Here is a 22,972-nt window from a genome sequence, read left to right on the forward strand (position 1 = left end):
ACTCGACTATTCCATAAAGGGCAAGCCATTATAGGTAGTGGGTTCCGTCGGGGCGTTGCGCGAACAGGAAGACGCCGGCCTACTGCTGCGGCAGCATGTCGTAGAGCGGGTTCTGCGCTGCGGCACTGCGGGTTTCAGTGCCCGCGGCGCTGACGTAGCGCTGTGAGGTGGTCATGGATTCATGGCCCAGCAGGTTCATCAGGGTGTAGATGCTGACGTTGGCGTGCGCGAGCTCTGTGGCATAGGTGTGCCGCAGGCTGTGGGTGATAGCACCCGGGACCGGCATGGCGTCCCCACCGGCATTTTTGAAGGCACGGGCGATCCGCGATTGCAACGTCGCCCGGGTGATCCGCTCGCCGTCGCGCCCGACGAACAGCGGTGCGGTCGCCGGCCACCGCGACAACCCGGTCTCGGTGGTGGGGTCACCGCGCTTGCGGCGCACCCCCTGGGGGAACCGGATCGCCCGACTATCCAGGTAGGCGTTGAGAATCGGCAGCAGCGTCGCCTCCACCGGCACGTTTCGTTCCTTGCGCCCTTTGCCCTTCACTCTGATCAGCGCGGTGCCATCCGAACGGATCTGCACATCACCGACGTTGGCGGCCACAAGTTCAGAGGCCCGCATCCCGGTGACCAGCGGTGTGGTCAGCACGGCCAGGTCGCGCTCAGCCCACACCGTCTTCTTCTTCGACCCGGCATCCCGCATCACTGCATCAATGAGTGCCTGAACGGTGCTGTGCGACAGCGACTTTGGCACCGTTTTCGTGGCGCTGGGGCGGGTCACCAGTTGCATCGGATTGCCCGGTATCCGCCCCTCGGCGTACAACCAGGTACACAGGCCGTTCCACGTCGACCAGCAGCGTCGCACCGACGCCGCTTCGTGCGCGGGAACATAGGTCTCGAATGCCTCGCGCATCACGGTCTTGGTGATGTCCTCAGGGCGCATCTGCGCCGGTCGCCCGCCGGTGACGATGTCAGCGATAGCGCGCACGTCCTGGCGCCACGCAGCCACCGTGTGCGGTGACGGCTTACGGCCGGCCCGCCACGCCATGTACTCACTGAACCAGTCGGGTAGTGACCCGTCGTCGTCGGCCGCGCCCGCCGGAGAGGAGGGCACATCAGTCCGTGGAGTCTCATCGGTCTCAGTGGTCACAATTGCTTCATATTAGCGATTATGGAGCAAACAACACAGATGCCACACCGGAGGGCCGCCGTGTGGGTTTTCCCGTTGACACCATGCGAGATCGACGTTGGCCATGCCCACCGCGGTGGACCCGTGGGCAGGACACTGCCGACGCACGGACATCAAGCACGACTGTCCTGCTATGGGGATCCGAACATCTTCCACTCGTCGGCGACCGCGGCATTCTGCTTTTCCCGGGCGATCAGGGCGTCGAGTCTGGCATCGCCTTTGCGCTCCACCTCACGCCATCCCCAACCGATCCACGTTCCAACAAGAATAGAAAGAAGCTGCAAGGTTATTACCGAGTGCACAAAGACATTCGTAGCCCACAACGCTGGTAGCAGAATACTCAGCAGGAACAGGAGCCTCCCGCGGAGTTCACTGTCAATCGCACTGGCATTACGTGAAGCACTCGATGTACTCAGTTGCCGCAACACCCAGCGCCGGCCGAACATGACAGCAACCAAAGCCAGCCACGTCACAATGAACGTTCCGAAGGCCCACCATCCGCCCAATCGCGCGAACTGTTCCCAATCTTCCGGGCAAAGATCCCACGGCAATGCGTCCTTCGGTTGGGTGTCGATGCTCCAAACCATGGCCGAGACAACGGCCGGAATCAGCAGCGACTCCACCCCCGTCAACCTTCGAGCTAGTCGTGCATAATTCCCCAGTTTCTCGGTACAAAGAGAATTTGCTTTACGTTCCGTCATCCATATTCCATCCTGTAGGCGAATGCGTCAATCACATTGTAAACTATTGCGATGTTTCTTGTGAAAATAGTTCGGGTCGGCGGTCGGCGGCCGGCGCAGGCCGAGACACGTCAATGCAGGTCTGCAAGCGTGATCGGCCCGTCGAGGTTTGAACGTCTCATGATGCAGTCGTAGAGGCGCCGTGGTTGGCCTAACTTCACGTCGTCGAGGTCGATCCCGGTTGTGGATTGTGGGTCAACGCGTACCCAGCGCCATCGTTCGGCGACGACCTGTGTGTCATTCACGAATCCGGTGTAGTAGCCGTCTAGCACTGTCTCTCCGGGGAGCACCGCGAAGTGGACCGCGCCGTAGTAGTAGCTGTCGTTGACGTTGCGCCACTGACCGATCAAATGACGACCGAACACACGTGCATGAATATGATTCTTGTATCCATGAGTCTGGCCTTCGGTGCGCGGGTCGGGCGGGTAATTCTTGGCGGTCACAACTCCGTTCGTCACGGTAATGGTCGACAGATCGGCATGGTGGCGCGTCACCTCCACCGTGAAGCAGGTGACCCAGAGGCCCGCGAGGGCAGTCGGGTCGACGGCTGGGCCGAACCCGGTGAGCACCGCCGGAGGGTCTGGCGCTTGGGATCGGTCATGCAACAGCGGTTCCGCGGCTGGCGGTCCGGCCAACCCGAACAGTTCACGGGCCGTCCAGCCTGGGAACATGCGCTCCAGGACTGCACAATGGTGCCCACGCGGCAGCGTTTGCAGGTCTCCGGCAACCCACCGATAGTACTGCGACTTGGTCGGCGCCGGAGCCTGGTGAGGAAGGTCTAATCCCTTGGCCATGCGCGTGTACTCGACGACGAAATCCGAATAAGCGTGCAGATGCCGTTCGAGGAGGAGCGTCTTCAGCGGATTCGACGACACCCCGCGATGCTACTCCGCCAAAAGAGACTAAACGGGACTGGATGCGACTCATGTGGGACCAAATGAGCACGTTAAGGGGTCGCAATGAGACCGGTCCACGTGCCACTGTCTAGACGACACGGACGCGGGCTGGCCCGCTCCACACCACCAGTCGAACGAAGGAGAATCCGTGACCTTGACCAAAGAGCACGTCCGCCAGGTGATCGACACCTATTTCCGCGCTTGGACGACTCAGGATCCCGACCTCATCCTCACCATCTTCACCCCTACCGCGACCTACCACGAGCGGGTGCTGGAAGCAGCCTGGTGCAACGAGGCGGGCATCCGCGACTACTGGGAAACCCGAGTTGTCAAGGAAGAAGCCAACATTGAGGTTGAGCTGCTCAGCCTCTACCTCGATGGGGACACCGCCATCGCCGAATGGGAAGCGCACTTCGACGACGTCGTGGGCGGGAACCGCAAGCACATGCTTGAGGTCGCCATCCTCGACTTCGAGGACGGCAAGATCGCCAAGCTCCGCGAGTACTGGGCGGCCGAGACCGTCGGCCCGGCAACAGTCGCCGGCTGACGGCCCACACCCGGACTGCAAGCCATCCGGCCGTCGGCGCCGCAACCCTGCGATGTCCACCCATTCACGAAAGGAGGGTTTCATGAGCATGACAGCACGCCAGCAACATCACCTCGCCGGCCACCTCGGTAGCCGACCTAGTCACCCAATTGGCACGAAATCACACAGGTCCGGGGTGTCGCGATGAATCTCGTCGCGTTTGAAGACGCCGCCCGCGCTCACTTCGCCAACCCCCCGGCCGGCTGGCACGTTCAGCGTGGGCGCAGCACGGGCTGGAATCTCATCGACAGCCACGGCGCACTCGTCGCCCGCTACGCCACCCGGGCGCGGGCGGAGGCGAGCTGTCACAGTGGTCCTGCGGCACGTCGCTGGTATCAGATTACCGACTGGTATCTGGGGTACGACGCTGACGGACGGGCTCTAACCGGTCCGGAACGGTTGGTAGTCGAGGAGATCGTCGAGCAGATCGCGGCCGCGACTGCGGCCTTCCGTCACGCCGAGGTTGTTCGAACCGTCCGCTTCGCCGACCGAAGCATAGGTGATGACCGGCTGAGCATCGCAGCCTTGTTGCCGAACGGCCGCTACCAGGTCGACGGCGACTACCTCTACACCTACTCAGCCGACGAGCTGAACTTCGTCGAGGACCGCGCCTCAGTCGACCTTGCCGCCCTCCTGTACGACCTACTGGCCGACACCGTCCCCGTTTCCGCGTAGGGGACGCCGACGGCGGCGCGGTGACGACGCGACCTTCGCAACGAACAGCTGCGGAGGGTGGTGCTCCCCCGTCATGCCGGACAAGACACCGCCGATGTGTTGCGGCACCGGCGCTTTGACCACCGGTCCGACTTGCTTGCCTGGAATCAGCTTTCCAGGAAAGGTGCCGTTAGCCGGACAGGCCGGAGGCGTCAATCAGGTGGGTCCGCTACTGGGGCAATCCAGGCGGTGTGCTTCGGCCCGGGCCGCGCTGTTGGCGAGCTTGATGGCGCCGGCTCGCGACATCCTCATTGCCTGGGCGATCTGCTCCCAGGTCGCCCCTTCAATGCGAGCCTGTCGGATGAGGGAAGGACGCAGGGAGATCAGCTCTGCGACCTCGGCGAGCCGAGTCAATGCGTCCATGACAGAAACAATACCGTCTACTTTGTTGACAGTTGAATAGTCTACAAAGTAGACTGCTGTCAGAGGGACATCGGGAGGAAGTCATGGCGTTGATCGATATCCGCATCGACAACCACCACCTCGACGTGGAAGCGTGGCCGCTGGTGTCCATCCACGCCGATCTCACCCGGGCGGCCCGGGTGATGGCCCCGGCCGCCGCGGTGCCGCGCCGTGCGCTAGCCGGTCTTGTCGACGATGCCGTCGGCGCGGTCTCCCGCACCTGGTGCGACCACATGCTCCGCCGCCGACGCACCCCCCGGGCCGCCATTCGTGTCGTACCCAGCGTGTAGACAAAGACCGGGAACCCTCACCAAAGGAGCCACCATGACCGACAGCGGCAGTCCGGTATTCGGAATGCCCGTCGAAGAAATCTTGACGCATGTCTGGTTTGACGGATTCACTTCTGGCGCCGCGAGTGCCTGTGGCATGTTTCTGCCAGGTGAAGCTGCCGACGCCAAGGCTGACGAACTGGCCGGCGCGGCCATCGAATCTCCTGAGTTGAGGGCGCGGGTACAGATCGAGATTCGGGAACGGATGCGCTCGCTCATGGAGCATGTGATGGCTCACGGGAAACCCGACCCGGGCCTCACACCATCCCAGCTACGCGGACCGGAATAGGTAAGTCGAAATGTCGTACCAGTCGGAGAGGATCAGGGCATGACAATAGAATATGAAGACCTGCCTGCGGTTTCTGAAGCGCCATTGCCGCTGTCCGTCCGCATGAAGATCGTGGCGTCGGGCTCTGCGGCCGGGCTGCTGGCCGGGGCAGTTGCTTTCGGGATCGTCGAGGCTGCGGTCCAGTCCGTCGGGGGCGTATTGGGCACAGCCGCGGCAGTGCTTAACAATTCAGAGGCCAGCACTCCCTCCCCGGCGAGCTACTGGCTCGCGTTGGTCACCGGGGTGATCGCGGGGCTATTTGCTGCAGCGGTAGCCGGGGAAAGCGTGATTTGCAAACGCCTTGACGCTGCGAAGTTCAAGGTCCACGTCGACATGTATCGGGGCGTGATCGAACAACGCATGCGCCAAGAGGCTGAACGACGTGCCCGACGTCGACAACCTTCGTAATCCGGTAATTGGTACGGGAGAAGGAGGCAATGTGATGGCGCGAGACATGTTCGGCAATCCGCTGATTGCTGGCGTGAACGCGGACCCGATTGACATCGGCGCCGGCCTGCGGGCACTGGGCGAGTGTGGGTACGACGAGCCTCGAACACGCACGGTGGTCGAGTACGCCTTACAGCGGTGGGCCCGTGGTGAAGAAGAAGCGGCCGAACGCGGCGCGATCGACCAGAGTTTCTACGGAATTGATTTCGGGTCATGGCGCCGGGTACTCGCGGCGGCGATGACCAGTGCTACGACAAGTCCGGCGTAGGTACGAGACGAGGTGTGCTGTATGAAAACGAAGAAGCCTTCGCGTCAGCAGCTCGATGCCCTTGCGGCGGTAGCTGAGGGGCGGGTCGAGTGGGGTCACGAGTATCAGGAGATGGCACGCCGCCGCGGCGGCCGCGGTGCCGTTTATAGCTTCATCATCGACGGGGCGGGGGCGTATGCGGGGCAGCATGCCACCTTCGGCAGACTCTCCGAGCTGGGCTGGATTACAGAGCGGATCGATCTGCTCCCGACAAAGGTTCTCCCGGCCGAGACCCGCACCGTCAGGGGGCTGTCCGGGGACAGCACCGTGGAGCTCCCCGAGCGGGAGGCGCCGGCCGACGACGGCTGGCGTGCCAAGGTCGAGCTGACCGACGAGGGCCGCACGATCCTGGCGGCCGCGGCCGTCCGGGGAAGGTACGACCTACTGGCCGACACCGTCGCCGTTTCCGCGGAGGGGACCTTGGGGCCCGGGGAGGTTCCCTGGGCTTGAACACCGCGCTGGCGACCCATGTGCTCGGGCACGGCGCAGAAACGTCACTGTGACGGCGCGGGGGGCGGGGGCGCGGGGCGCGGTGCGTCAGGAGCTTAGGTTTGGTAGGGCCGCCAGGTCGGTCGGTAGCGGCTGTCGGGAATCCACAGCCCGGAGCCGGGCACGTATTCGGTTGTCCCGTAGGGGCCGAGTTGGCCGGGCGGTTGGATCACTGCGTCTGGGAACGCCGCGAACGGCACCCATACGCCGCTTCCTGGTCCGAGTTCGACGTATCCGGTCCCGGTGTCGTCGCCTGGGGGTCGCTCCCCTGGCGGCAGTGTTTGGTAGCCGGGGATTTCGTCGGCGGGTACGAAGTAGCGCGAGTCGGGGCCAAGGCGCACCCACGGTGGTTCGTGTTCGATGTTGGGTGGGCCAATGCCGTCATCACCGGCGATGAATGGCCGGGTGTGCTTGTCACCCGGATGCCAACCGGTCGTCTTGGCGGCCGGTCCGCGGTGGGGTTCTGCGTCACCGCCGATGGCGTCGTAGCGGGCGGCCAGTTCTTGGGCGGCGGTGACTCTGGCGTGGGCGTCGGCCTGGGCGTCGGCCAGTGTTTCGCGGGTCTCGTCTAGGCGGGTTTCGATCGCGGTGACCAGTTCGCGGTTGCCGTGCGGGGTGTCCAGTTGGGGGGTCAGTCGTTCGACGTCGGCGTGGGTGGCGGCGATCACCGCGTCCATACGTTGCCGATGGGCGGCGGCGGCGCTGTTGGCGTCATCGTGCTGGCGTGCCCGGTCTGCGCTGATGCGGGCGAGCTCTGCGACGGATTGGGAAAGGGCGGCGCTGCGCTGTTGGAGTGCCTCGGGGCCGGCGCCGGAGGCTTCCGGTGCGCTTGGGGCGGCGATCGTTGGAGCGTCGGCCGGTGTTGGATGGTCGCTGCCAACAGATGTGGTTGCGTCGGAACCGAGTGCATCACGTGCGACGCCCATCATCGCCCCGGCGGCACGCAGGAACGGCTCTACGGCTGCCATGAGTAGAAGTATATTTGCACAGTGCAAGGACTGGCGCCAGGTCCTCGCCGTGTACACCGGAAGCTGCGCAGTTCTCCTGCTGAACGCCATGGTGGGCGGCACGGTTGAAGGACCGCCAATGTATGCCCAACGTGTTTTTATGCGTCGGATTGTGTTTTACTGTGTAGTGTGATTTTTTCTGGTGGCGCGCACAGTGTAGCGATGGAATACGAACCTTCGAGTGAGTACCTTGCGTCACCGGGTTTCGCCGGTGTGCTGGTCCTGGTCGCGGCGGTGTTGGCGTGCATCGTGTGGGTGATCACGGCACGCATCGCTGGGCACCGCGCCGTTGCTGAGGGCGACGATCGTCAACGTCGTCACGATGCCCATCATGCTGATGTGGTCCGTGCAGCCGCGATCGAGCGGTGTTGGCTGCGGTTCGCGTGGTTGGTGGAGACCGCCGGGGTGGAGCCGACCGCTGCGGATACCGATACCGCGACCCTTGGTGTGGGTCCGGAGTTGGCGTTGGAGATGCTGCAGGGGCTGCGCGATGACGCCGAGTCCCTCGAAGACAAGACGCTCAGCGGTGCGATTGCGATCTATCTGACGCAGTATGCACTGGTGATGGGCCAGCAGGCCGGCAGGTTGCCCGCTCCCCCACAGCGGGTCCGCGCCCGAACGACTGCATCGCAGTCGGCGAAACCGGCCGAGTCTGTTGCGGACAAGCCTGCGAGTAACGGCAAGCAGACACCGACGTCGCCGGCCAAGGGTGCGGCGTCGTGACGTCGCTGCGCCGGAACATCGACCACCTTGACGTCGACACTTGGGCCGCCCTGACCCGGAGGGCCGCACACGCAGCGGCGGAGGCCACTAAGAAGTCGGGTCTGGCTACACCGCCGGATGTGCAGTCCGCGGCCGCGATGAGTGAGCCGGAGTTGGTGGAGCACCGGCGCAGCACCCCCGGTGCCCGACCGGCCCTGCCGACCGCCCGCCAGCAGATCATCGCCGCCGAACATGCGCAGACCCTGGCCGAACATCGAGTGCGTGAGGCCGGCCACGATAAAGACGACGCACTGGCGGAGGCACAGACGGCGCGGGCACAGGCGGCGGCATCGGCCACCGCCGCCGATGCGGCACGGGATCGTGCTCGCAGCGTTGAGGCCGAGGCAACCCGACTAGGTGAGCAGTACCGCGCTGAGCGGGTGGAGCTGCAGAAGCAGGTGGACCACCTGACCGCTGAGCTTGCGGCGGCGGTTTCCGAGGCCAAGTCGAATGCGGCGATCACGACTGAGCGTGTGGCGTCGGCTCAGAAACGTGCCGAGCAGCGCACTGCCGAACGCGATGCCGATCGAGCTGTTGCTCAACAGCAGCTCGATGCGCTGCGCAGCGAACTGGGGCAGATCCGCTCTGCGGCTGATCGTGAGCGGGTGGCCGCGACAGAGCGTGCTGACGGGGTGGCGTTGAAACATGCCGCTGAGTTGACGGCCGCCCACCGGCAGGTGGAGCAGCTGCGCACCGAGCTTGCGGAGTTGGCTGCGTCTGGCGAAGCGGACCTGGCGGCTGCGGTGCAGCGCGAGCAGGCGGCGGTGGCGCGAGCCGAGCAGCGTGCCGCTGAGCGGGTCACCGACCGGGCTGCCGCTGAGCAGGAGGTGCAGGGTCTGCGGTCGTTACTTGCGCAGGCGCGCACCGATGCGCTCGCTGCCGAGGCGGCGGCGCGCGAGCAGCTCGATGCCGCTGAGGCGCGTGCCGATCAGCGTGCCGATGAGCGGGTAGCGGTGGAGCGCGAGCTGGCGGCCCTGCGTGCCGGGGTTGCCACTGCCGATCCGGGCGAGGGTGCATCGGATGGCGGTCTGTTGTTGATTCCGGTTGCGGCACTGCCGTTTCGCCAGCAGGTACAGGGTATTGAGCAGGTGCTGGCGGCGTTGCATCAGCTCGATCATGTGCTGGGCATTGCCCGTGCCGGTGGGGTCTTGGTGGATTCGACGGCGCTGCGGCCGTGGGTGGGGGTCGTTCAGGCTGCCGCTGCGGCGGCGCGGTCGGAGTTCGGCGGTGATGGGTCCGCGCAGGAGGCGTCTGGCGTGTACGTCGATCGGGCACGGGTCGCGTGTTTGGTGCTGTTGGAGCGGGTTAGTGAGGCAGCGCAGCAGTTGCAGCACGCTGGCGGTGGGATCGGCGTTGTGGTGCAGATGCTGACCGATGCGGAGGTGCAGCGGTTGTACGACGTCGTGCAGGGCGTCGACCAGTAGCTGGGTAGTGATGGCGACGGTCGAGGTGTTCGGTCCGCGGGTCCGCCAGGCCCGTGTGCTGCGTCGGCTGTCGGGCACGGCGGTGATGGATCACCTTGGCTGGCACTCGCCGCGGCAGACCCGGCTGGAACAGGCCGACACCGCGGTATTGGATGCCACCGATTTTGACAGGTTGGCGGCGTTACTGCGGTTCCCCCCAGCATTTTTCACCACCGCCCCGGTGTCACGGGTCACCCCCCGCGACCTGTTGTTTCGGGCACCGAAGTCCACCACGGTCACCGAGAAGGAGTACCTGGCGGTGTTCGCCAACGTCGTGGGTGATCTGGCCGATCAACTCAACCGGCAGACCACACTTCCGGCGGTTCGCCTGGAGCCACTGCCGGCGGGCACCAATGTGGTCACTGCCGCAGCGCAAGCACGCCGGTGGCTGGGGGTGCAACCGCTGGCCCCGATCAAGCGGCTGACGTATGAGTTGGAGGCCGCCGGGGTACCGGTGGTGGTGCGAATGAAGCATTCTCGTTCCAGCGGGCACACCGACTGGGACAGTGTCGAAGAGCAGCCCGTCGGGTTGCTGACCGAAAAGCACCTGGGGTGCTCTGCCCGCACCGGCGATTACCGGCAACGCCCGGTGGTGCTCGTGCGCGGGATGGACTCCTGGGAACGCAGCCGCTGGACCATCGCCCACGAGATCGGGCATTTGGTGCTGCACCGCTACGGCGACGTCACCGACGACGAGGAACGGCAAGCCTCACAGTTCGCCTCGGAGCTGCTGGCACCGGCGGAGGCCATCGCCACGGAGATACCGGCCGTGCCGACCCTCAACGATCTGCTCGCTGTGAAGCTGAAATGGCGTATCTCATTGGGGGCGTTGATCATGCACCTTCGCACCTCGAAACTTATCGATGAAGTGCGTGCTGAGACGTTGCAACGTCAGCTCTACACCCGCATCAATCCCGAGACCGGACACACCTGGGGGAAGACCGAACCGGGTTGGGACGCCTACCAACCTGAAAAGCCCCGTTTGCTGCGGCGGTGGCTGGGAGTCTGCTACGCCGGTGCCGAGTCGGCTGAGGCGCTGACAGCGCACAAGCTGATCTTTCCCACCGACCTGCTCGCCGACATCCTGGCCGGTCAAGGTGATGCGCCCAGCCGGACGCCCATCGATATCGCCACTCCACCGCCGGGCACCGTGGTGCCACTGCACCGATCCCCTCAGCGGGTCGGCTCTTAGAGGCTGAGTCCGTCGTAGCCGTGGATGTCGGTGCGTTCGCGGGTGTGTTCGCTGCGGTGCTGGTTGGCGTGGTGGGCGGTGTCGTGCAGGACGGTGCGGCGGCGTTCGGCGTCGGCGGCCGCGGTCTGGTAGGCGGTGGCGGTGTCGCGGGCTGCTCGGGCGGCGCTGGGGTGTGCCAGTGCGGCGAGTCGGTGGTCTTGTTCCCACCGGCGGCCGTAGAGGGCGTGGGCTGACCACAGGGCGACAGCTGGTGCTGCGGGTCCGTGCAGACGCAGTGGGGCGCTGTGGTTGTCGTGGAAGCTCAGTACGACGCTGCGCTGAGGCAGGTCAGGGTGGAACTCGGCGACGTCGTGGAACCAGAATGAGTTGTAGCCGGCGTCGGCGCGCTGACACAGGAGGCGATCGGTGGTGACCAGCACGGCGGCGGTGCGTTGGTGGCGCCAGGTGGGTTGGGCTGCGCGGTTGGCAGCTTTGTCTCGGTGGTTGTTGACGATGCGTTCGGCGGCGATCGCCCCGAGGACGCCCGTGGCGGTGGTGGCCAGAAACGGTGGGGTGAAGCGGCTGCGGTCGGTGGCACCGGGACCCAGGCGGGCGTAGCCGAGTTCGGCGGTGCAGCGCAGGGTCTCCCCTGGTGTGAGGATCGGCCCGAGGGCGAGTTGCTCACCAGGAGTTACGCCGTGGCGCAGTGCGTCAGCGGCGTCGTGGGCGTAGTCCCACCACGGGTCTTCCGGCGGCTGGTGAGGGTGCATTTACAGGCTCATTCCGTCGTCGAGGTCGCGGTCTTTGTCGGCGGCACGTTGCTGTTCGGCGCGGTGTTCTGCCGCGCGGTGTTCGCACGCTCGCAGGTAGGCGGCCCGGTAGGTGGCAGCATCATGGTGCTTCGATTGGGTGACGGTGTGTTCTGAGGGGTTCAGTTCCAGGCTCCAGCCGGGTTTGCGGCCGGCGGCGGCCATGCGTTCTTCGGCGGCGGCCTGTAGGGCTTGGGCGGCGTCGCTTTCGGCTTCGAGGCGCAGCACGGTGGTCAGCCGGGAAAGTTCGTCGCGTTTGGCGTCGAGTTCGTTCTGACTCTCGAACGGTGCGGCGACGGTGGTGGTCAGGTCGTCGACGGTGGCGGCCAGGCGGGCATGTTCGGTTGTAAGCCACTGGTGGTGGTGTGGGATGTCTTTGAAGACGTTCTCGGCGCGTTGCAGCAGTCCGCGTGCTTTGGCGGAGCTGGTGTCGTCGAGGGTGGCGGTGGTGGCGGCGGCGATGTCGGCTTGTGGGATGCGTAGCCCGGCGGAGGGGATGTCGAAGGCGATCACGAGTTCGCCTTTGAGGTGTTCGCGGCGGGCCATCATGTCGTAGCCGTTGATGCTGACACCCAGGGGTCTGGTTTCCCAGGCGGCGGCGTTGCGTAAGGCGTGGAAGGTGCGTTGGCAGGCGTCGGCGAAGGGGCCGGCAGCGTCTTTGCGTTCGGCGAAGGATTGGCCGCCGATGTCGTAGGCGGTGGGCGCCTCGGCCCGGGCGGTGATCTGGTCGAGCACTGCGGTCAGGGTGTCCAGGGCGGTGCGGGTGTGGGCGAGTTCGGTGGCGGCCCGGGTGCGTTCGCGGTCGCGGCGCTCCCCTGCCTCACTGTGTGCGCGGTGCAGTGCGGTGAGGCGGGCGACGTCGTCTTGGAGTTGCACTTGGGTGACGTAGCGGGGGTCGCCGGTGGCCAGTGCTTTGGTTTCGGCGGCGGCGATGGTCATTTCACCGCCGCCGATGTCGTCGACTTCGCCGGCGGCCATTGCTGCGAGGTCGGCGACTTTGAGTTGCTCGATGTAGGCGGCTTTGGCTTCCACTTTCTGCCACATGACGGTGTCGTAGGTGCCTTCGGTGACGTAGTTGCAGATTTCGACGGTGGCGTTCTGGTTGCCCTGTCGGATGACTCGACCTTCGCGTTGTTCGAGATCTGCTGGACGCCACGGGACGTCGACGTGGTGCAGTGCGGTGGCGCGGGTCTGCACGTTGGTGCCGGTGCCCATTTTTTCGGTGGAGCCCAGCAGCACTGAGACGTTGCCGGTGTTGCAGGCGGCGAACAGGGCTTGACGGTCGGTGGGTCGTATGGCGTCGTGGATGAAGCGGATGGCCTCGGGGGGCATTCCGCGTTGTACGAGTTCGTCGCGGATGGCCCCGTAGATGGTGAAGACGCCGGGGTCTGCGCTGGGGGTGCCGCGGTCGCAGAACACGATCTGCAGCCCGCCGCGGCGTGCCATGGTGGCCCCGGTTTGGGCGTCGGTGTAGGTGTTGTCGGCGGTGGCGTGGTGGATGCGCATGATCTCGTCGGCGACGACGGCGGCGCGTGCGGTGCCGGGTGCGGGGGCGCCCATGTTGGCCAGGCGTGGGTCTAGGGAGACGTTGCGTCCGTCGGTGCTGATCTTGAGGATGTTGTCGATCTTGGCGCCGTCGCCGTGGGTCTTCAGTGCGCCGGCGCGGTGGCCGAGGTCGGCGACGAAGTCTTTGACTTCTTGGCTGGGGGTGACGGTGATGATGCGTCGTTTCCCGCCGGCGATGCTGGGCAGTTGGACCGCACCGCTGGCTTCGACGGCTTGGCGTTGGACGACGTCGGAGAACATTCGGGTCAGCTGCATCAGTTCGGCGACGTTGCCGAATTTGGCGAGCAGGTTGCGGGTGCGCAGCCCGATTCCGCTGGGGGGGACTTCGACGACTTGTTTGTTGGCGGTGAAGGTGCGGGCCCAGTCGTTGATGTGGCCGACACCGGCGTGGTCGAGCAGGTCGGGGCGCAGGTATTTCTGCATGACGTAGAGCTCGCCGAGACTGTTGGCGACGGGGGTGCCGGTGGCGAAGGTTGCGACTCGGGCAACGGTTTCACCGTGCCCGGTGGCTTGTGCTTCGTCTTCGCGGCGTTCGCGCAGCAGTCGCAGTTTCATGGCGAGGCCTTCTGCTTTGCCGACGCCGGTGTGGGCGAGTTCTTCGATGTGGGTGGTGCGTCGCAAATTCTTGTATCGGTGGGCTTCGTCGATGAAAAGGTAGTCGGCGCCGCTTTGCTCGAAGGTGAGGCTCTGGTCCTTGGCGTCTTGTTTGGTCAGTGCGTCGAGCTTGTCTTGGAGTTTCTTGACTTGCTTTTCGATGCGCTTCTGGGTGGGTTTGCTGAATTCGGCGCCGGGCGCGGTCAGGGCGGCCCGCATTTCGGCGATTTCGTCGTCGATGTAGCGGCGGTGGGTGGCTGGGCTGACGCCGATGAGCCCGAATTGGCTTTCGGCCATGATGACCATGTCCCAGTCGTCGGCGGCGGACTGGGCGATGAGCCGGTTGCGGGCTTCGCGGTCGGTGCTGGCGTCGCCGATGAGGACGCGGGCGCCGGGGTACCACCACTTGGCTTCGGCACCGACCTGTTCGATGATGTGGTTGGGTACGACGATCCAGGGCTGCCGTGCCAGGCCCAGGCGCCGCAGTTCCATGGCGGCCATGAACATGGTGCCGGTCTTGCCGGCTCCGACGACGTGGTCGAGGAGCACGGTGGGTTCGGCGAGGATGCGGGCGACTGCGTCGCGTTGGTAGCTGTGGGGGACGAACCGTTCTGATTTGCCGGGGAAGGTCAGGCCAGCCCCGTTGTATCGGGGTGGGACGATGCTGTTGAAGCGGCGGTTGTATTCGCTGACCAGGGTGTCGCGGCGCTGCTCGTTTTCGAACACCCACGCCTTGAATCGTTCGTCGAGGCGGGCGGCCTTGGCTTGGGCGGCGATGGTTGCGTCACCGTCGATCGGTGGTGGCCCGGATGCGTCTTCTTCGGCGGGGGCTCGCACGATGATCGTTTTGCTGTTGCATACCGCGTCGAGCAGTTCGATGGCGTCTTTGGCTGGGGTGCCGAAGGTTTCAGTCATGGCAACGCTCTCGCGTTCCCATCTCGGGCATTCGAAGGTCCAGGTGCCGCCGACGTGGTCAGCGGTGATGCGCTGGGCGCCGAGGACTTCGCGGACGAAGGCGATGTGGTGTTCGACGCCGATCCAGCTTGCTCCGAGGCGGGCGGTGATCTGGGAGGCGGTGCGGTCTTCGGGCAGAACCGCGGCCAGGGCGCTGGCGTAGTCGCGGTAGATCGGGTTGTCGGTAACGGCGTCGGTGGCGCGGGCGAGTTTGTCGCGCACGTTGCCCGACAGGGCGGTCGTGGCCGGGATCAGCTCGCTCGGATCGTTCAGGGAGGGAAAGACCAGGCCGTTGAGTTGATCGCGGGTGGTTTCTTGGTCTTGGTGTAGCAGTTCGGCGATGCGGGTGACGTCGACTTGGTTGCGTTCGCCTAGGCAGACGGCCAGGGCTTCGTCGATGGTGTCGCAGTGCTCGACGACGGCGGCGGGGCCGAGGACGTCGATGGTGAAGATCGGGGCTTTGCGGACCTCACCGGTGTCGTTGTCGATGGCCTCCAGCGATGACAGCTGTCCCCAGCCGGGGTCGGCGCGCAGGGCTGCGATGATGTGGGCGCTGCGTTTGCTGGGGGTTGATTCCGCCCAGGCTTGCTCGTCCCATTCTGCGAGCAGGTCGGCGGGGACTGGCCCGTCGTAATCGCCGGCGGCTTTGCGCCATGCTTCTTCGGCCTTCTCGACTCGCTTGTCGTGTTTTTCGAGGCTGATCGGTTGGGGGGTGGTCCATTTGAACCGGCCGATGGGTCCGTGCTTGGTGACGTAGGTGTCGTAGAGCCGGTTGAGATGGGTGCGTAGGCGTTCACGGTCGCCGACGGCGGCTTGGTCGCGTTGGGAGCCGATGAGTGCTTCGGCGGCGTCGCGGATGGCGAGCAGTTCGCGTGTTTCGGCCAATCGGGTTTTCGGTGCGTTCACGGTTGACCATTGGTGGCCGGTCCAGTTTTGCAGGCTCTGGCTGGTGGTGTCGTAGCGCAGGCTGTGCAGGCGGGGTCGTTGGGCTTCGGTGGCGGCGGTGACCAGCCCGCCGGCGAAGGAGATTTCGCCGGGGTCGATCAGGGTGCCTGGCAGGGCGGTGAAGGACCGGTCGCTGTCTTGTGCGGCGTCGTTGATGATTCTGGTTAGGCGTTGTGTGACGGTGTCGGCGAGGTTGGTGAGGGTGTCGGCTTCTACGCGTAGGGTTTGTGCCCCGAATTGGCCGCTGCCTGCGGTCAGGGTGCCCAGGATGTTGTGGGGGTGCTGGTGGAAGTAGTGGTTGATGGATATGTCGGTGGCGGTGGTGCCGTCGGCGGTGGTGAGGTCGTTGATGGGGCCGCTGGTCAGCCAGTCGGTGTGATTGGGGTTGAGGGTGCGCCCGGGTTCGCGGCGGCGCAGGACGAGAATGTCGGTGATGACGTCGGTGCCGGCGACTCTTGCGAACGCTTTGGTGGGCAGGCGCACGGCCCCGATAAGATCGGCGACCTTCGACAGTGCGGTGCGGGCCTTGGGGTCGATGGCGTCCATGGTGTAGCGGCTGGTTAGCAGCAGTGCGTAGCCGCCTGGTGCGGTCAGGCGCAACGATTTGATGATGAAGTGGTTGTGGATGGAGAAGCCCTGCGGGTTGTAGATGGGGTCGGCGACCCGAAAGTCGCCGAACGGTACGTTGCCGACGACGGCTGCGAAGGTTGATTCGGGCAGGCGTGTGGTTTCGAAGCCTTCGAGGCGGACTTGGGCTGAGGGGTACAGGCGGGCGGCCACGGCGGCGGTGATGGGGTCGCTTTCGACTCCGACCATTTCCGCACCGGCTGGTGCCAGGCCGATGAAGTTGCCTGACCCGCACCCGGGTTCGAGGACACGGTCGCCGGCGAAACCGGCGTCGGTGAGTGCCTGCCACATGGCCGCGGCGATGGCGGGATCGGTGTAGTGAGCATTGAGGGTGCTTGCCGAGGCGGACCGGTACTGGTCGGTGGTGAGGTGTTCTTTGAGGTAGTCGCGTTGGGTTTGGTAGGTGTCGATGCGTTCGTCGAAGACTTCTGGGGTGGCTCCCCACCCCGACCAGCGGGCCAGCACTTCTTGTTCAGTGCCGGTGGCGGGGCGGTTTTCGGTGTCGAGGCGGGCCAAGGTGTCGATGACGGCCAGGTTGGCGTCGATGCGGGCTCTGGTGCCCGAGGGCACCCAGATCTGGGTGCCGGGTTGGAAATCGCGTGCCGGTTGGGGGCTGGGCTCGACGGTCGCGGTGTCGGTGATCGCCGGTGCGGGCGCTACTCCCCCACCGGGTTCCCCCGCCTCTGGGGCCGGTCGGTGCGGTGCTGGCCCTTGGGGGGCTGCGTCGGTGGCGCCGTGGGTTCCGGTGGGGGCTTCGGTGGCGCGTCGTGGGCGCAGTGGGCTGCCACCGGGGTCAATGACCCGAGGGTCGGTGGGCTGGTCGAGGTCGTCGTCGCCGAACAGGGACAGTTGATCGTCGGCGGGTTGTTCGCGGGTTTTGGGCTTGCGCCGGGCCGGCGGTTTTACCTGCCCTCGGGCGGGTAGCCCATCGTGGTCAGGTCGGCGTTGATCTGGTCGATCAAGGTTTCGGCCAGCAGGTGCCGTGGGCTGTCCGGCACCGCCAGGCCCTCTTGCCACCGGTGTGCCACCAGAATCGCCGCCACGACCCGAAACATCGTGCTGAACTGCTCCGGCGGCCACACCTGATCGACCAGGTCGTCCATTTCGTCGGTCGGCTCGATCGTCCGGTATCGCAGGTGTCGCCACCGGTCGGTCCACGGAATGCCGGTCACCACCGGTGGGGTCGCCTCGCTCGGCGTCGGCAACTCCCCCAGTTCGGGTTCGGGAATCGTGTCGTAGAGTTCGCTGCGGATCAGGTCCGAGCGGGCGTTCTGGATCGCCGACTCCCACAATCCCACCGTCTCCAGGTAGTCCGGTAGCTGCCCGTTGTGGTGTGCCGGCCAGTTCTGCACCGCTGTCTCGCGGGTCGCCATGGCGATCTCCCACGCCTGGTCGTCGATATGGGCGGTCTTGAGGTCCAGGAACTGATCCTGCTGCTGCGGGGTCCATTCCGCGGGCATCCCGATGTATTTGCGGTACACCGTTTCGGCTGCTTGCCGCACCATTTCCGACACTGCCATCCTCGGCTTCGTTGTTCCCGAACAGATCTGGCGTCTCGATGTCGCCCATAAGGTTCTCCCACGGCCGCTTGTCATTGGCGTTTCTTTCCTGACTTGCGGCTGCCCCGTGTGGAGGCGCCCGGAACTGACGGTAGGGCCTTGCCCGTACCGTCCTGGTCACCGGCGTGCGGTGACTGCTCTATTGCACCGGGGTCGACGGTGTCTGTCGTGTCGTCGGGTGCTGTGCCGTCTATGACGGTCTCTGGTGCGGTCAGTGCGTCCGCTGCAAGGTCTATTTCGGCGATGAGGGCTTGTTGGTTCTCGATTTCGGCCAGTGCCGCTGTGGTCTGGTCGATGGCCCGCACGACCTCGGCCTGGGCCTGTTCGATGGTGTGGCCCATGCGCGACAGTTTGGCGCTGAGCCCTTTGAGGGCGTCTTGGGCTGTACGCAGCGGTGGCATCGCCGGGTGTGGCCCGCCGCGTAGCCGCTTGACGGGCACCGGGTCGGCACCGTGAACCACTGCCAGTGCTGACCCGGGTGCCCAGTGCAGCACAGCGTCCATGCGCAGCAGCACGTCCTCGGCGGGAATCTCGCCGGCGGTGTCTAGTTTCAGTCCGCGGGTGCCGATCAGCCCAACGGTGCCAACGAAGCGCTGCCGGTCCATCCCCAGTTCGATGAGGCGGGCGGCGATGTGTCGGTTCAACGAGTCAAGGGCGGTTTGCTGCGTGACAGCACCGGACGCGCCTGCGGTTCGGGCGGGCAGCTTGGCGGTAGAGCTCGTTGATGTGGTGTAGTCCTCGCGCACGACTGGTTCCCCACCGTGGAGGGTTTTCTGTGCGGACCCGGGAACCCAGTTGAGCAGGTTGTCGAATCGGGCGAGGGTGACGAAGGTGGGGACCCGCTGACTCTTGCCTAAGGTTACCAGTGTCGATCGGGAGACGATGCCGAGCTTGGCGGCCGCCAGGACACTGAGGTCGAGTTCAGCCATCCGCGCAAACACGTACTTCGCCAGACGTTTGGTGTCCGGGTCGCCTGGCGTGACCTCGTTGGGCGGCGAGTCGTGTGCACCCACCTCGATGATGACCTCCCTGACATCGCGCAGGCACTTGATCGGCCAGCGTGCTACGAACTGTCTGTCGTTGCATACTTTACGACAATTTAACGCAGTATTGCACACCTACCGTGATACTGCGTGTTGCGGTGTTCGTTCGCTCGCGCCGACCGGGGCGCGGCAGTTCAGGCGATGCGTTGGTGGTGCAGTCCGTCCAACACGGTGCAGCGTAGAAGCTCTGCTACGCCGATCCCCCGCCGCTGAGCCTCTTGCTTGACCAGGGCCATGTCCTCTGGATGGAAGCGTACGCCAACCAGCTCGGTCATGTTGCGACTCTCCGCGCGAGTCTGCATCGCTGCTCCTTGGTTCGTTGCCGCCGGGCGCATGCCGGGGGCCGTGTCGCTAGCGTAGCGACATTTAGCGACATCACGCCGCACAGACACGCACGAATGCCAACGATTCCCGGACCCCCAAGGACATTTAGCGTCAACATGTTCCCGCCGAGGAGCATGGGGCAGGTACTCTGGTCGCATGTGGCGGCACAGGCTTGGTTATGTCGCCTCCTGATGCCCCCCCACCCGGCGCCCTCGACGGTGTGCCCGCTGCACAGTTGGTGCCGTTACGTGCGGCTGCGAAGCGATTAGGCCGTGACTGGCGCACTGTGCGGTCGATGATTCTGGCCGGACAACTGCGCGGCGGTGTCCGTAAGCACGGTGCCGCGCACCGGTGGTTCGTCCACAGCGACGAACTGCCGGTGGACACCCGGGTCGCCGAACTCACCGACGCGCCGCGGGTCGCGCAGCAGTTGGCCGCCCAAGTGGAGATCAACCGGCTGCTGTTGGGGGCACAGCAGAACCTACTCGACGCACAGGCCCAGTTACTGGCCGGCGATGCCGCCGCGATGCACTACCGGGACGCTGCACTGGGATACCAGGAAGCAGCGAAGAAATACCGAGATGCCCTCGCGTTGACGTTAGCTCCCGATGACGTCAGCGAAATACTGGACCGAACCTGAGGTGCGTGCGTCGGCCAGAGCGTCACCGGTAGCGCCCGCCGCGACGCCGAACGCGGAGCCGAGACCACCGACACCCTGGGCTGCTGCGAAGAATGCAGCATCATATGCGGCATGGAGACCGCCGAGCGCCCGATACGTCACTGAACGTACTCATCACCGAGGCCGTTGCGAGTGAGTGATCTTTAGTGGTCACGCGACTCGCACCCCGTCTCGGGGTTCTTTCCCGGCCGGGTGGCCGGTTCCCTTCCGCGCTTCACGGCCACCAGCCGGGCGTGGCCCGGTCTTACGGTCGGCTCCACGCTTGACGGCTGCCCCAACTGGGCCGACGACGCTATCGGGTTCCTCGTAGCGTGCGAGGTTGATCGCGGCGCAATCGTCGCGTTGGTGAGTGGCCCCGCAACCGCCGTCATCACGATCACACGTCCAGTTTTCACCCCAGGCGACGTCCTGAACATGCCAGCAGATGTGGCAAGTCTTCGACGAAGGGAACCAACGGTCAGCCACCACCAGTTGTGATCCGTACCAGGCGGTCTTGTAGGACAAGTGCCGCCGCGGTGTACCCAGGGCGGCATCGGACAGGCCGCGCCGGCGGGCACGTGCCCCCGGCAGACCCTTCTGCCGTAGCATCCCCGCAGCGTCCAGACCTTCGACCACGACCTGGGAAAACGGCTCAGATCGGCCGTAGGCGCACGAATGGATGCTTGGTCGATGGAGGGGTGCCGCGAGGGTCTGTTCGCGGCCCTGCGGCGGCGGTGGGCCGGTGTAACGGGTCGACGGTTTCGGCCGCCGCGGCCCGTGGTCCATTCGACCCATATGGGCACTTAGTAGCCAATATATAAGATAACGGTATGTACATGCAGATACTATGGTGGCATATATGCTTCTGATACCTTTCGTACTGTGTCATGATGCTAACTACTGGTATATAGTGTCTGTGTATGACATGTAGTGTGTGCTGATATCAACTGATGTCACGTTATATTCCGTAGGGTAACGACCCCTAACGTAAGGACTCGTATGGCCATCCATGTTTTCGCGAACCTCAAGGGCGGAGTCGGCAAAACCCTCGTTGCGCACGGGTGTGCTCACGCCGCGGCCGCGATGGGGCTGCGCGTGCTCATCGTCGACACTGACCCTCAGGGCAACGCCACATCCCAACTCACCACGTTCAGCGCGGACGAGCCGCCACCCCTGACGCTCGCCGACGTCCTGGATCGCCAGACCCAGGCCTCGGTGGAGGACACCGTCATCCCGACGCGCCGGCCCGGCATTGATCTGCTGCCGTCGGGGTTCGACGGTCTGCAAGCGGTCCAGGATGCGCTGTTCGGCAAGCCCGGTGCGGAGAACTCGCTGGGCCGGGCATTGCGGCCTGTTGCCGACCACTGGGATTGCGTCTTCATCGACACCCGGCCGGCTACCGACCTTGTCACCCGCAACGCCCTGATGGCGGCCGACAGCCTGGTGCTCATCCTCGAACCGGAGGTGCCGGCAATTCGCGGTGGCGATCAGACCATGCGAGCCGTGGAGGAGCTTGAGGAGTACCTGGGGAAGTCCCTTCCCGTCGCGGGCTGGGTTGTCAACAGAGTGATCACCAGCCGGCGCGATCATGAGGAATGGCTGCAGAAGATCCGTGACCTCGCAGTCGACGACCAGGTTGACATCCTCGGTGACCCGATACCCCTGATGGCCGACCTGGCACGCCTCACCGTCGTCGGCATGGGCCTCGACGAACACCCACGTCCTACAGCCCGAAGTCGCGGACTGGCAACGAATTTCGCCGAAATCGTCAAGACCCTCAACCAGGTAAGGGAGCCCGCATGACCACCATCCCCAAGCCGGCCTTCCCGAGCCCGCGCCCCCGGCGCAGCTCGATCGGTCAGGCCGCCGCAGCCAACGAGCCGCCGCCTGCCGACACCCAGCCCGTGCACCCCGTTCCGGCTTCCGAAGCAGCTGTCACCGAAACCCGGGTCGCCCCAGTCGCTGAGCCCGGCCCCTCACCCGAGCCGGAGCCGCCGGCCGTCCAGTCGGCCGAAAACCCCAGCCCGACAATCAGTCGCGGCCGTACCCGGCGGGCACCGCAGAAGCAGGCCGGTCAGGCGACCCCGAGTACGAGCACCACAGCGTCGAAGCGTCCCGTCGCATCGAAGGACATCCTGCTGTCGCTGCCCGAGGATGCCAAAGAGCGCATGGTGAACACCATCACCTGGACGCAGCCTCACACCGGCATCGGCCAACAGCAGAAGTTCATCCGCAAGGCCATCAACGAGTTGTGCGACCGACTGGAGCGCGACTTCAACAACGGGCAGCCGTTCCCGACGCCCGCCATCCCGGACGACGAGTAGCCACCGCTAACACCGGCTTATGTCCCATATGGGGACTAGGGGAGGCGGTGTCCAGGGGCGGGCAGGGAACGAGGGCGAAAGAAGCTCATCCGCGGGAAACGGTCGCCGAGCCGTCTCATTGATCCTCACCCGCCACGACACCCCCTCGCGGCGGGGGCCTATCGGGGACTGGCGGTTTCGTTCCCCAGGAAGCCACCCAGCGCGTCTGCGCAGCGTGCGGGTGGTCTCAGGCGACCTGGTGGTGGACACGGAGAGCACTATGAGACCGATGCGCCGGACAGCGTGTGAAATCGGTGCAATATCTACGCCTGATCATGCGCTGTGGGTAAGTGTATTGTGATGGTGTGGGTAAGCGTGTGAGTTTGATCCTCAAGGACGCCGACGAGGCGGTGATCGCGCCGTACCTCACGCAGGGCTCGACACCGTTCGAGGTACTGCGGCACTGGGCGAACCAGCACGGCAACACTGACATCACGTCGGAGGCCGCCGCTCTGCGAGCGTTGCTTCAGGCGGGAGCCGAAGCGTTGCGCGAGCAAGTTCTCGACCTGGACTACAGCAGCCTGGCTGAGGAGTTCAACAGCGGGCACGCAGCCGCCGAACGCCGGGCCGCCCGCGACCGGTACACGCAGCGCACCGAGCGCAACCGGTGACTCGGGCAATGCGGGGCCAGGTCTTTCGTGTGGACCTCGGCCATGGCCTCAAGCCTTGGGTGGTGCTGAGTAACAACTCCCGAAACAGG

25 protein-coding genes and 1 pseudogene are annotated in these 22,972 nt (G+C 65.2%); 15 read left to right on the forward strand and 11 right to left on the reverse strand.

Features of this window, described 5'->3' with window-relative positions; translation table 11 throughout:
• Positions 1-79: 79 nt before the first annotated feature.
• The 3 genes from KIH27_RS18550 to KIH27_RS18560 form a co-directional block, all read right to left on the reverse strand.
• The gene (locus tag KIH27_RS18550) at positions 80-1,150 is read right to left on the reverse strand and encodes a tyrosine-type recombinase/integrase (protein ID WP_307856936.1); all 1,071 of its coding nucleotides are present in this window, start codon (positions 1,148-1,150) and stop codon (positions 80-82) included.
• Between the two features lie 170 nt (positions 1,151-1,320).
• Positions 1,321-1,812, reverse strand: coding sequence for a hypothetical protein (locus KIH27_RS18555; RefSeq protein ID WP_214094447.1), 492 nt, complete (start codon positions 1,810-1,812; stop codon positions 1,321-1,323).
• 188 nt (positions 1,813-2,000) lie between these two features.
• A complete protein-coding gene (locus KIH27_RS18560) occupies positions 2,001-2,804 on the reverse strand; it encodes a hypothetical protein (protein WP_214094448.1) in 804 nt (267 codons plus the stop codon).
• Positions 2,805-2,973: 169 nt separating this feature from the next.
• On the opposite strand from KIH27_RS18560, the gene KIH27_RS18565 reads away from it, so the two are divergent.
• Both KIH27_RS18565 and KIH27_RS18570 read left to right on the forward strand, forming a co-directional pair.
• Positions 2,974-3,372, forward strand: a complete 399-nt coding sequence (locus KIH27_RS18565; RefSeq protein ID WP_307856937.1) for a nuclear transport factor 2 family protein — start codon at positions 2,974-2,976, stop codon at positions 3,370-3,372.
• A 183-nt stretch (positions 3,373-3,555) separates the two neighbouring features.
• Positions 3,556-4,086, forward strand: coding sequence for a hypothetical protein (locus KIH27_RS18570; RefSeq protein ID WP_214094449.1), 531 nt, complete (start codon positions 3,556-3,558; stop codon positions 4,084-4,086).
• A 195-nt stretch (positions 4,087-4,281) separates the two neighbouring features.
• Here the strand turns inward: KIH27_RS18570 and KIH27_RS18575 are convergent, their stop codons facing one another.
• Positions 4,282-4,488 (reverse strand): hypothetical protein, encoded by a 207-nt coding sequence (locus KIH27_RS18575; RefSeq protein ID WP_214094450.1) that lies wholly within the window; start codon positions 4,486-4,488, stop codon positions 4,282-4,284.
• Between the two features lie 83 nt (positions 4,489-4,571).
• Between KIH27_RS18575 and KIH27_RS18580 the strand changes: the two genes are divergently transcribed.
• From KIH27_RS18580 to KIH27_RS18600, 5 genes are read left to right on the forward strand one after another with little or no spacing between them, the layout of a single operon-like run.
• On the forward strand, positions 4,572-4,817 hold the full coding sequence (locus KIH27_RS18580) for a hypothetical protein (protein WP_214094451.1): 246 nt from the start codon (positions 4,572-4,574) through the stop codon (positions 4,815-4,817).
• A gap of 34 nt (positions 4,818-4,851) precedes the next feature.
• Positions 4,852-5,145 carry a hypothetical protein gene (locus KIH27_RS18585; RefSeq protein WP_214094452.1) on the forward strand — a complete coding sequence of 98 codons (294 nt, stop codon included), beginning with the start codon at positions 4,852-4,854 and terminating at the stop codon, positions 5,143-5,145.
• Positions 5,146-5,184: 39 nt separating this feature from the next.
• Entirely contained in the window at positions 5,185-5,592 is a 408-nt protein-coding gene (locus tag KIH27_RS18590) for a hypothetical protein (protein WP_214094453.1), read from the forward strand.
• On the forward strand, positions 5,567-5,899 hold the full coding sequence (locus KIH27_RS18595) for a hypothetical protein (protein WP_214094454.1): 333 nt from the start codon (positions 5,567-5,569) through the stop codon (positions 5,897-5,899). The genes KIH27_RS18590 and KIH27_RS18595 overlap by 26 nt, the downstream gene beginning before the upstream one ends.
• A 21-nt stretch (positions 5,900-5,920) precedes the next feature.
• Positions 5,921-6,388, forward strand: coding sequence for a hypothetical protein (locus KIH27_RS18600; RefSeq protein WP_214094455.1), 468 nt, complete (start codon positions 5,921-5,923; stop codon positions 6,386-6,388).
• A 95-nt stretch (positions 6,389-6,483) separates the two neighbouring features.
• Here the strand turns inward: KIH27_RS18600 and KIH27_RS18605 are convergent, their stop codons facing one another.
• Positions 6,484-7,395 (reverse strand): DUF4226 domain-containing protein, encoded by a 912-nt coding sequence (locus KIH27_RS18605; protein WP_214094456.1) that lies wholly within the window; start codon positions 7,393-7,395, stop codon positions 6,484-6,486.
• A gap of 201 nt (positions 7,396-7,596) precedes the next feature.
• Between KIH27_RS18605 and KIH27_RS18610 the strand changes: the two genes are divergently transcribed.
• The 3 genes from KIH27_RS18610 to KIH27_RS18620 are packed head-to-tail and all read left to right on the forward strand — an operon-like array spanning position 7,597 to position 10,851.
• The gene (locus KIH27_RS18610) at positions 7,597-8,157 is read left to right on the forward strand and encodes a hypothetical protein (RefSeq protein WP_214094457.1); all 561 of its coding nucleotides are present in this window, start codon (positions 7,597-7,599) and stop codon (positions 8,155-8,157) included.
• Positions 8,154-9,620: a coiled-coil domain-containing protein gene (locus tag KIH27_RS18615; protein WP_214094458.1), complete on the forward strand. Its 1,467-nt coding sequence runs from the start codon at positions 8,154-8,156 to the stop codon at positions 9,618-9,620. Before KIH27_RS18610 ends, KIH27_RS18615 begins: the two co-directional genes overlap by 4 nt.
• A 10-nt stretch (positions 9,621-9,630) precedes the next feature.
• On the forward strand, positions 9,631-10,851 hold the full coding sequence (locus tag KIH27_RS18620) for an ImmA/IrrE family metallo-endopeptidase (protein WP_214094459.1): 1,221 nt from the start codon (positions 9,631-9,633) through the stop codon (positions 10,849-10,851).
• Here the strand turns inward: KIH27_RS18620 and KIH27_RS18625 are convergent.
• Positions 10,848-11,600, reverse strand: coding sequence for a hypothetical protein (locus KIH27_RS18625; RefSeq protein WP_214094460.1), 753 nt, complete (start codon positions 11,598-11,600; stop codon positions 10,848-10,850). The two genes, KIH27_RS18620 and KIH27_RS18625, sit on opposite strands and share 4 nt — an antisense overlap.
• The gene (locus KIH27_RS18630) at positions 11,601-16,895 is read right to left on the reverse strand and encodes a helicase-like domain-containing protein (RefSeq protein WP_307856938.1); all 5,295 of its coding nucleotides are present in this window, start codon (positions 16,893-16,895) and stop codon (positions 11,601-11,603) included.
• Positions 16,896-17,060: 165 nt separating this feature from the next.
• Between KIH27_RS18630 and KIH27_RS22700 the strand changes: the two genes are divergently transcribed.
• A complete protein-coding gene (locus KIH27_RS22700) occupies positions 17,061-17,249 on the forward strand; it encodes a hypothetical protein (protein ID WP_250150371.1) in 189 nt (62 codons plus the stop codon).
• On the opposite strand, the gene KIH27_RS18635 is transcribed toward KIH27_RS22700, so the two are convergent.
• The 3 genes from KIH27_RS18635 to KIH27_RS18645 all read right to left on the reverse strand — a co-directional run bounded on the left by KIH27_RS18635 (position 17,228) and on the right by KIH27_RS18645 (position 19,202).
• A complete protein-coding gene (locus KIH27_RS18635) occupies positions 17,228-17,845 on the reverse strand; it encodes a hypothetical protein (RefSeq protein ID WP_214094461.1) in 618 nt (205 codons plus the stop codon). The genes KIH27_RS22700 and KIH27_RS18635 overlap by 22 nt on opposite strands.
• A gap of 71 nt (positions 17,846-17,916) precedes the next feature.
• The gene (locus KIH27_RS18640; protein ID WP_214094462.1) at positions 17,917-19,002 is read right to left on the reverse strand and encodes a hypothetical protein; all 1,086 of its coding nucleotides are present in this window, start codon (positions 19,000-19,002) and stop codon (positions 17,917-17,919) included.
• A 59-nt stretch (positions 19,003-19,061) separates the two neighbouring features.
• Positions 19,062-19,202, reverse strand: coding sequence for a hypothetical protein (locus tag KIH27_RS18645; RefSeq protein WP_214094463.1), 141 nt, complete (start codon positions 19,200-19,202; stop codon positions 19,062-19,064).
• Positions 19,203-19,546: 344 nt separating this feature from the next.
• Between KIH27_RS18645 and KIH27_RS18650 the strand changes: the two genes are divergently transcribed.
• A complete protein-coding gene (locus KIH27_RS18650; protein ID WP_250150372.1) occupies positions 19,547-19,891 on the forward strand; it encodes a hypothetical protein in 345 nt (114 codons plus the stop codon).
• A gap of 189 nt (positions 19,892-20,080) precedes the next feature.
• Here KIH27_RS18650 and KIH27_RS18655 read toward each other — a convergent pair.
• Positions 20,081-20,548, reverse strand: a pseudogene (locus KIH27_RS18655) (zinc ribbon domain-containing protein); the annotation flags it as partial.
• A gap of 360 nt (positions 20,549-20,908) precedes the next feature.
• Here KIH27_RS18655 and KIH27_RS18660 point away from each other — a divergent pair.
• From KIH27_RS18660 to KIH27_RS18670, 3 genes are all read left to right on the forward strand, one after another.
• Positions 20,909-21,712, forward strand: coding sequence for a ParA family protein (locus tag KIH27_RS18660; RefSeq protein ID WP_214094464.1), 804 nt, complete (start codon positions 20,909-20,911; stop codon positions 21,710-21,712).
• Positions 21,709-22,233, forward strand: a complete 525-nt coding sequence (locus KIH27_RS22705; protein ID WP_250150373.1) for a hypothetical protein — start codon at positions 21,709-21,711, stop codon at positions 22,231-22,233. The genes KIH27_RS18660 and KIH27_RS22705 overlap by 4 nt, the downstream gene beginning before the upstream one ends.
• A 344-nt stretch (positions 22,234-22,577) precedes the next feature.
• Positions 22,578-22,883 carry a hypothetical protein gene (locus KIH27_RS18670; RefSeq protein ID WP_307856939.1) on the forward strand — a complete coding sequence of 102 codons (306 nt, stop codon included), beginning with the start codon at positions 22,578-22,580 and terminating at the stop codon, positions 22,881-22,883.
• Positions 22,884-22,972 lie beyond the last annotated feature (89 nt).

Origin of the sequence: Mycolicibacter acidiphilus (assembly GCF_018455725.1) — a bacterium.
In the GTDB taxonomy this organism is placed as follows: Bacteria; Actinomycetota; Actinomycetes; order Mycobacteriales; family Mycobacteriaceae; genus Mycobacterium; species Mycobacterium acidiphilum.

Bases quoted from the DNA above. Each gene is read 5' to 3' on its own strand.
- KIH27_RS18570 (WP_214094449.1), top strand. From the start codon at position 3,556: ATGAATCTCGTCGCGTTTGAAGACGCCGCCCGCGCTCACTTCGCCAAC.
- KIH27_RS18575 (WP_214094450.1), bottom strand. From the start codon at position 4,488: ATGGACGCATTGACTCGGCTCGCCGAGGTCGCAGAGCTGATCTCCCTG.
- KIH27_RS18580 (WP_214094451.1), top strand. From the start codon at position 4,572: ATGGCGTTGATCGATATCCGCATCGACAACCACCACCTCGACGTGGAA.
- KIH27_RS18585 (WP_214094452.1), top strand. From the start codon at position 4,852: ATGACCGACAGCGGCAGTCCGGTATTCGGAATGCCCGTCGAAGAAATC.
- KIH27_RS18590 (WP_214094453.1), top strand. From the start codon at position 5,185: ATGACAATAGAATATGAAGACCTGCCTGCGGTTTCTGAAGCGCCATTG.
- KIH27_RS18600 (WP_214094455.1), top strand. From the start codon at position 5,921: ATGAAAACGAAGAAGCCTTCGCGTCAGCAGCTCGATGCCCTTGCGGCG.
- KIH27_RS18605 (WP_214094456.1), bottom strand. From the start codon at position 7,395: ATGGCAGCCGTAGAGCCGTTCCTGCGTGCCGCCGGGGCGATGATGGGC.
- KIH27_RS18610 (WP_214094457.1), top strand. From the start codon at position 7,597: ATGGAATACGAACCTTCGAGTGAGTACCTTGCGTCACCGGGTTTCGCC.
- KIH27_RS18620 (WP_214094459.1), top strand. From the start codon at position 9,631: ATGGCGACGGTCGAGGTGTTCGGTCCGCGGGTCCGCCAGGCCCGTGTG.
- KIH27_RS18625 (WP_214094460.1), bottom strand. From the start codon at position 11,600: ATGCACCCTCACCAGCCGCCGGAAGACCCGTGGTGGGACTACGCCCAC.
- KIH27_RS18635 (WP_214094461.1), bottom strand. From the start codon at position 17,845: ATGGCAGTGTCGGAAATGGTGCGGCAAGCAGCCGAAACGGTGTACCGC.
- KIH27_RS18645 (WP_214094463.1), bottom strand. From the start codon at position 19,202: ATGACCGAGCTGGTTGGCGTACGCTTCCATCCAGAGGACATGGCCCTG.
- KIH27_RS18650 (WP_250150372.1), top strand. From the start codon at position 19,547: ATGATTCTGGCCGGACAACTGCGCGGCGGTGTCCGTAAGCACGGTGCC.
- KIH27_RS18660 (WP_214094464.1), top strand. From the start codon at position 20,909: ATGGCCATCCATGTTTTCGCGAACCTCAAGGGCGGAGTCGGCAAAACC.
- KIH27_RS22705 (WP_250150373.1), top strand. From the start codon at position 21,709: ATGACCACCATCCCCAAGCCGGCCTTCCCGAGCCCGCGCCCCCGGCGC.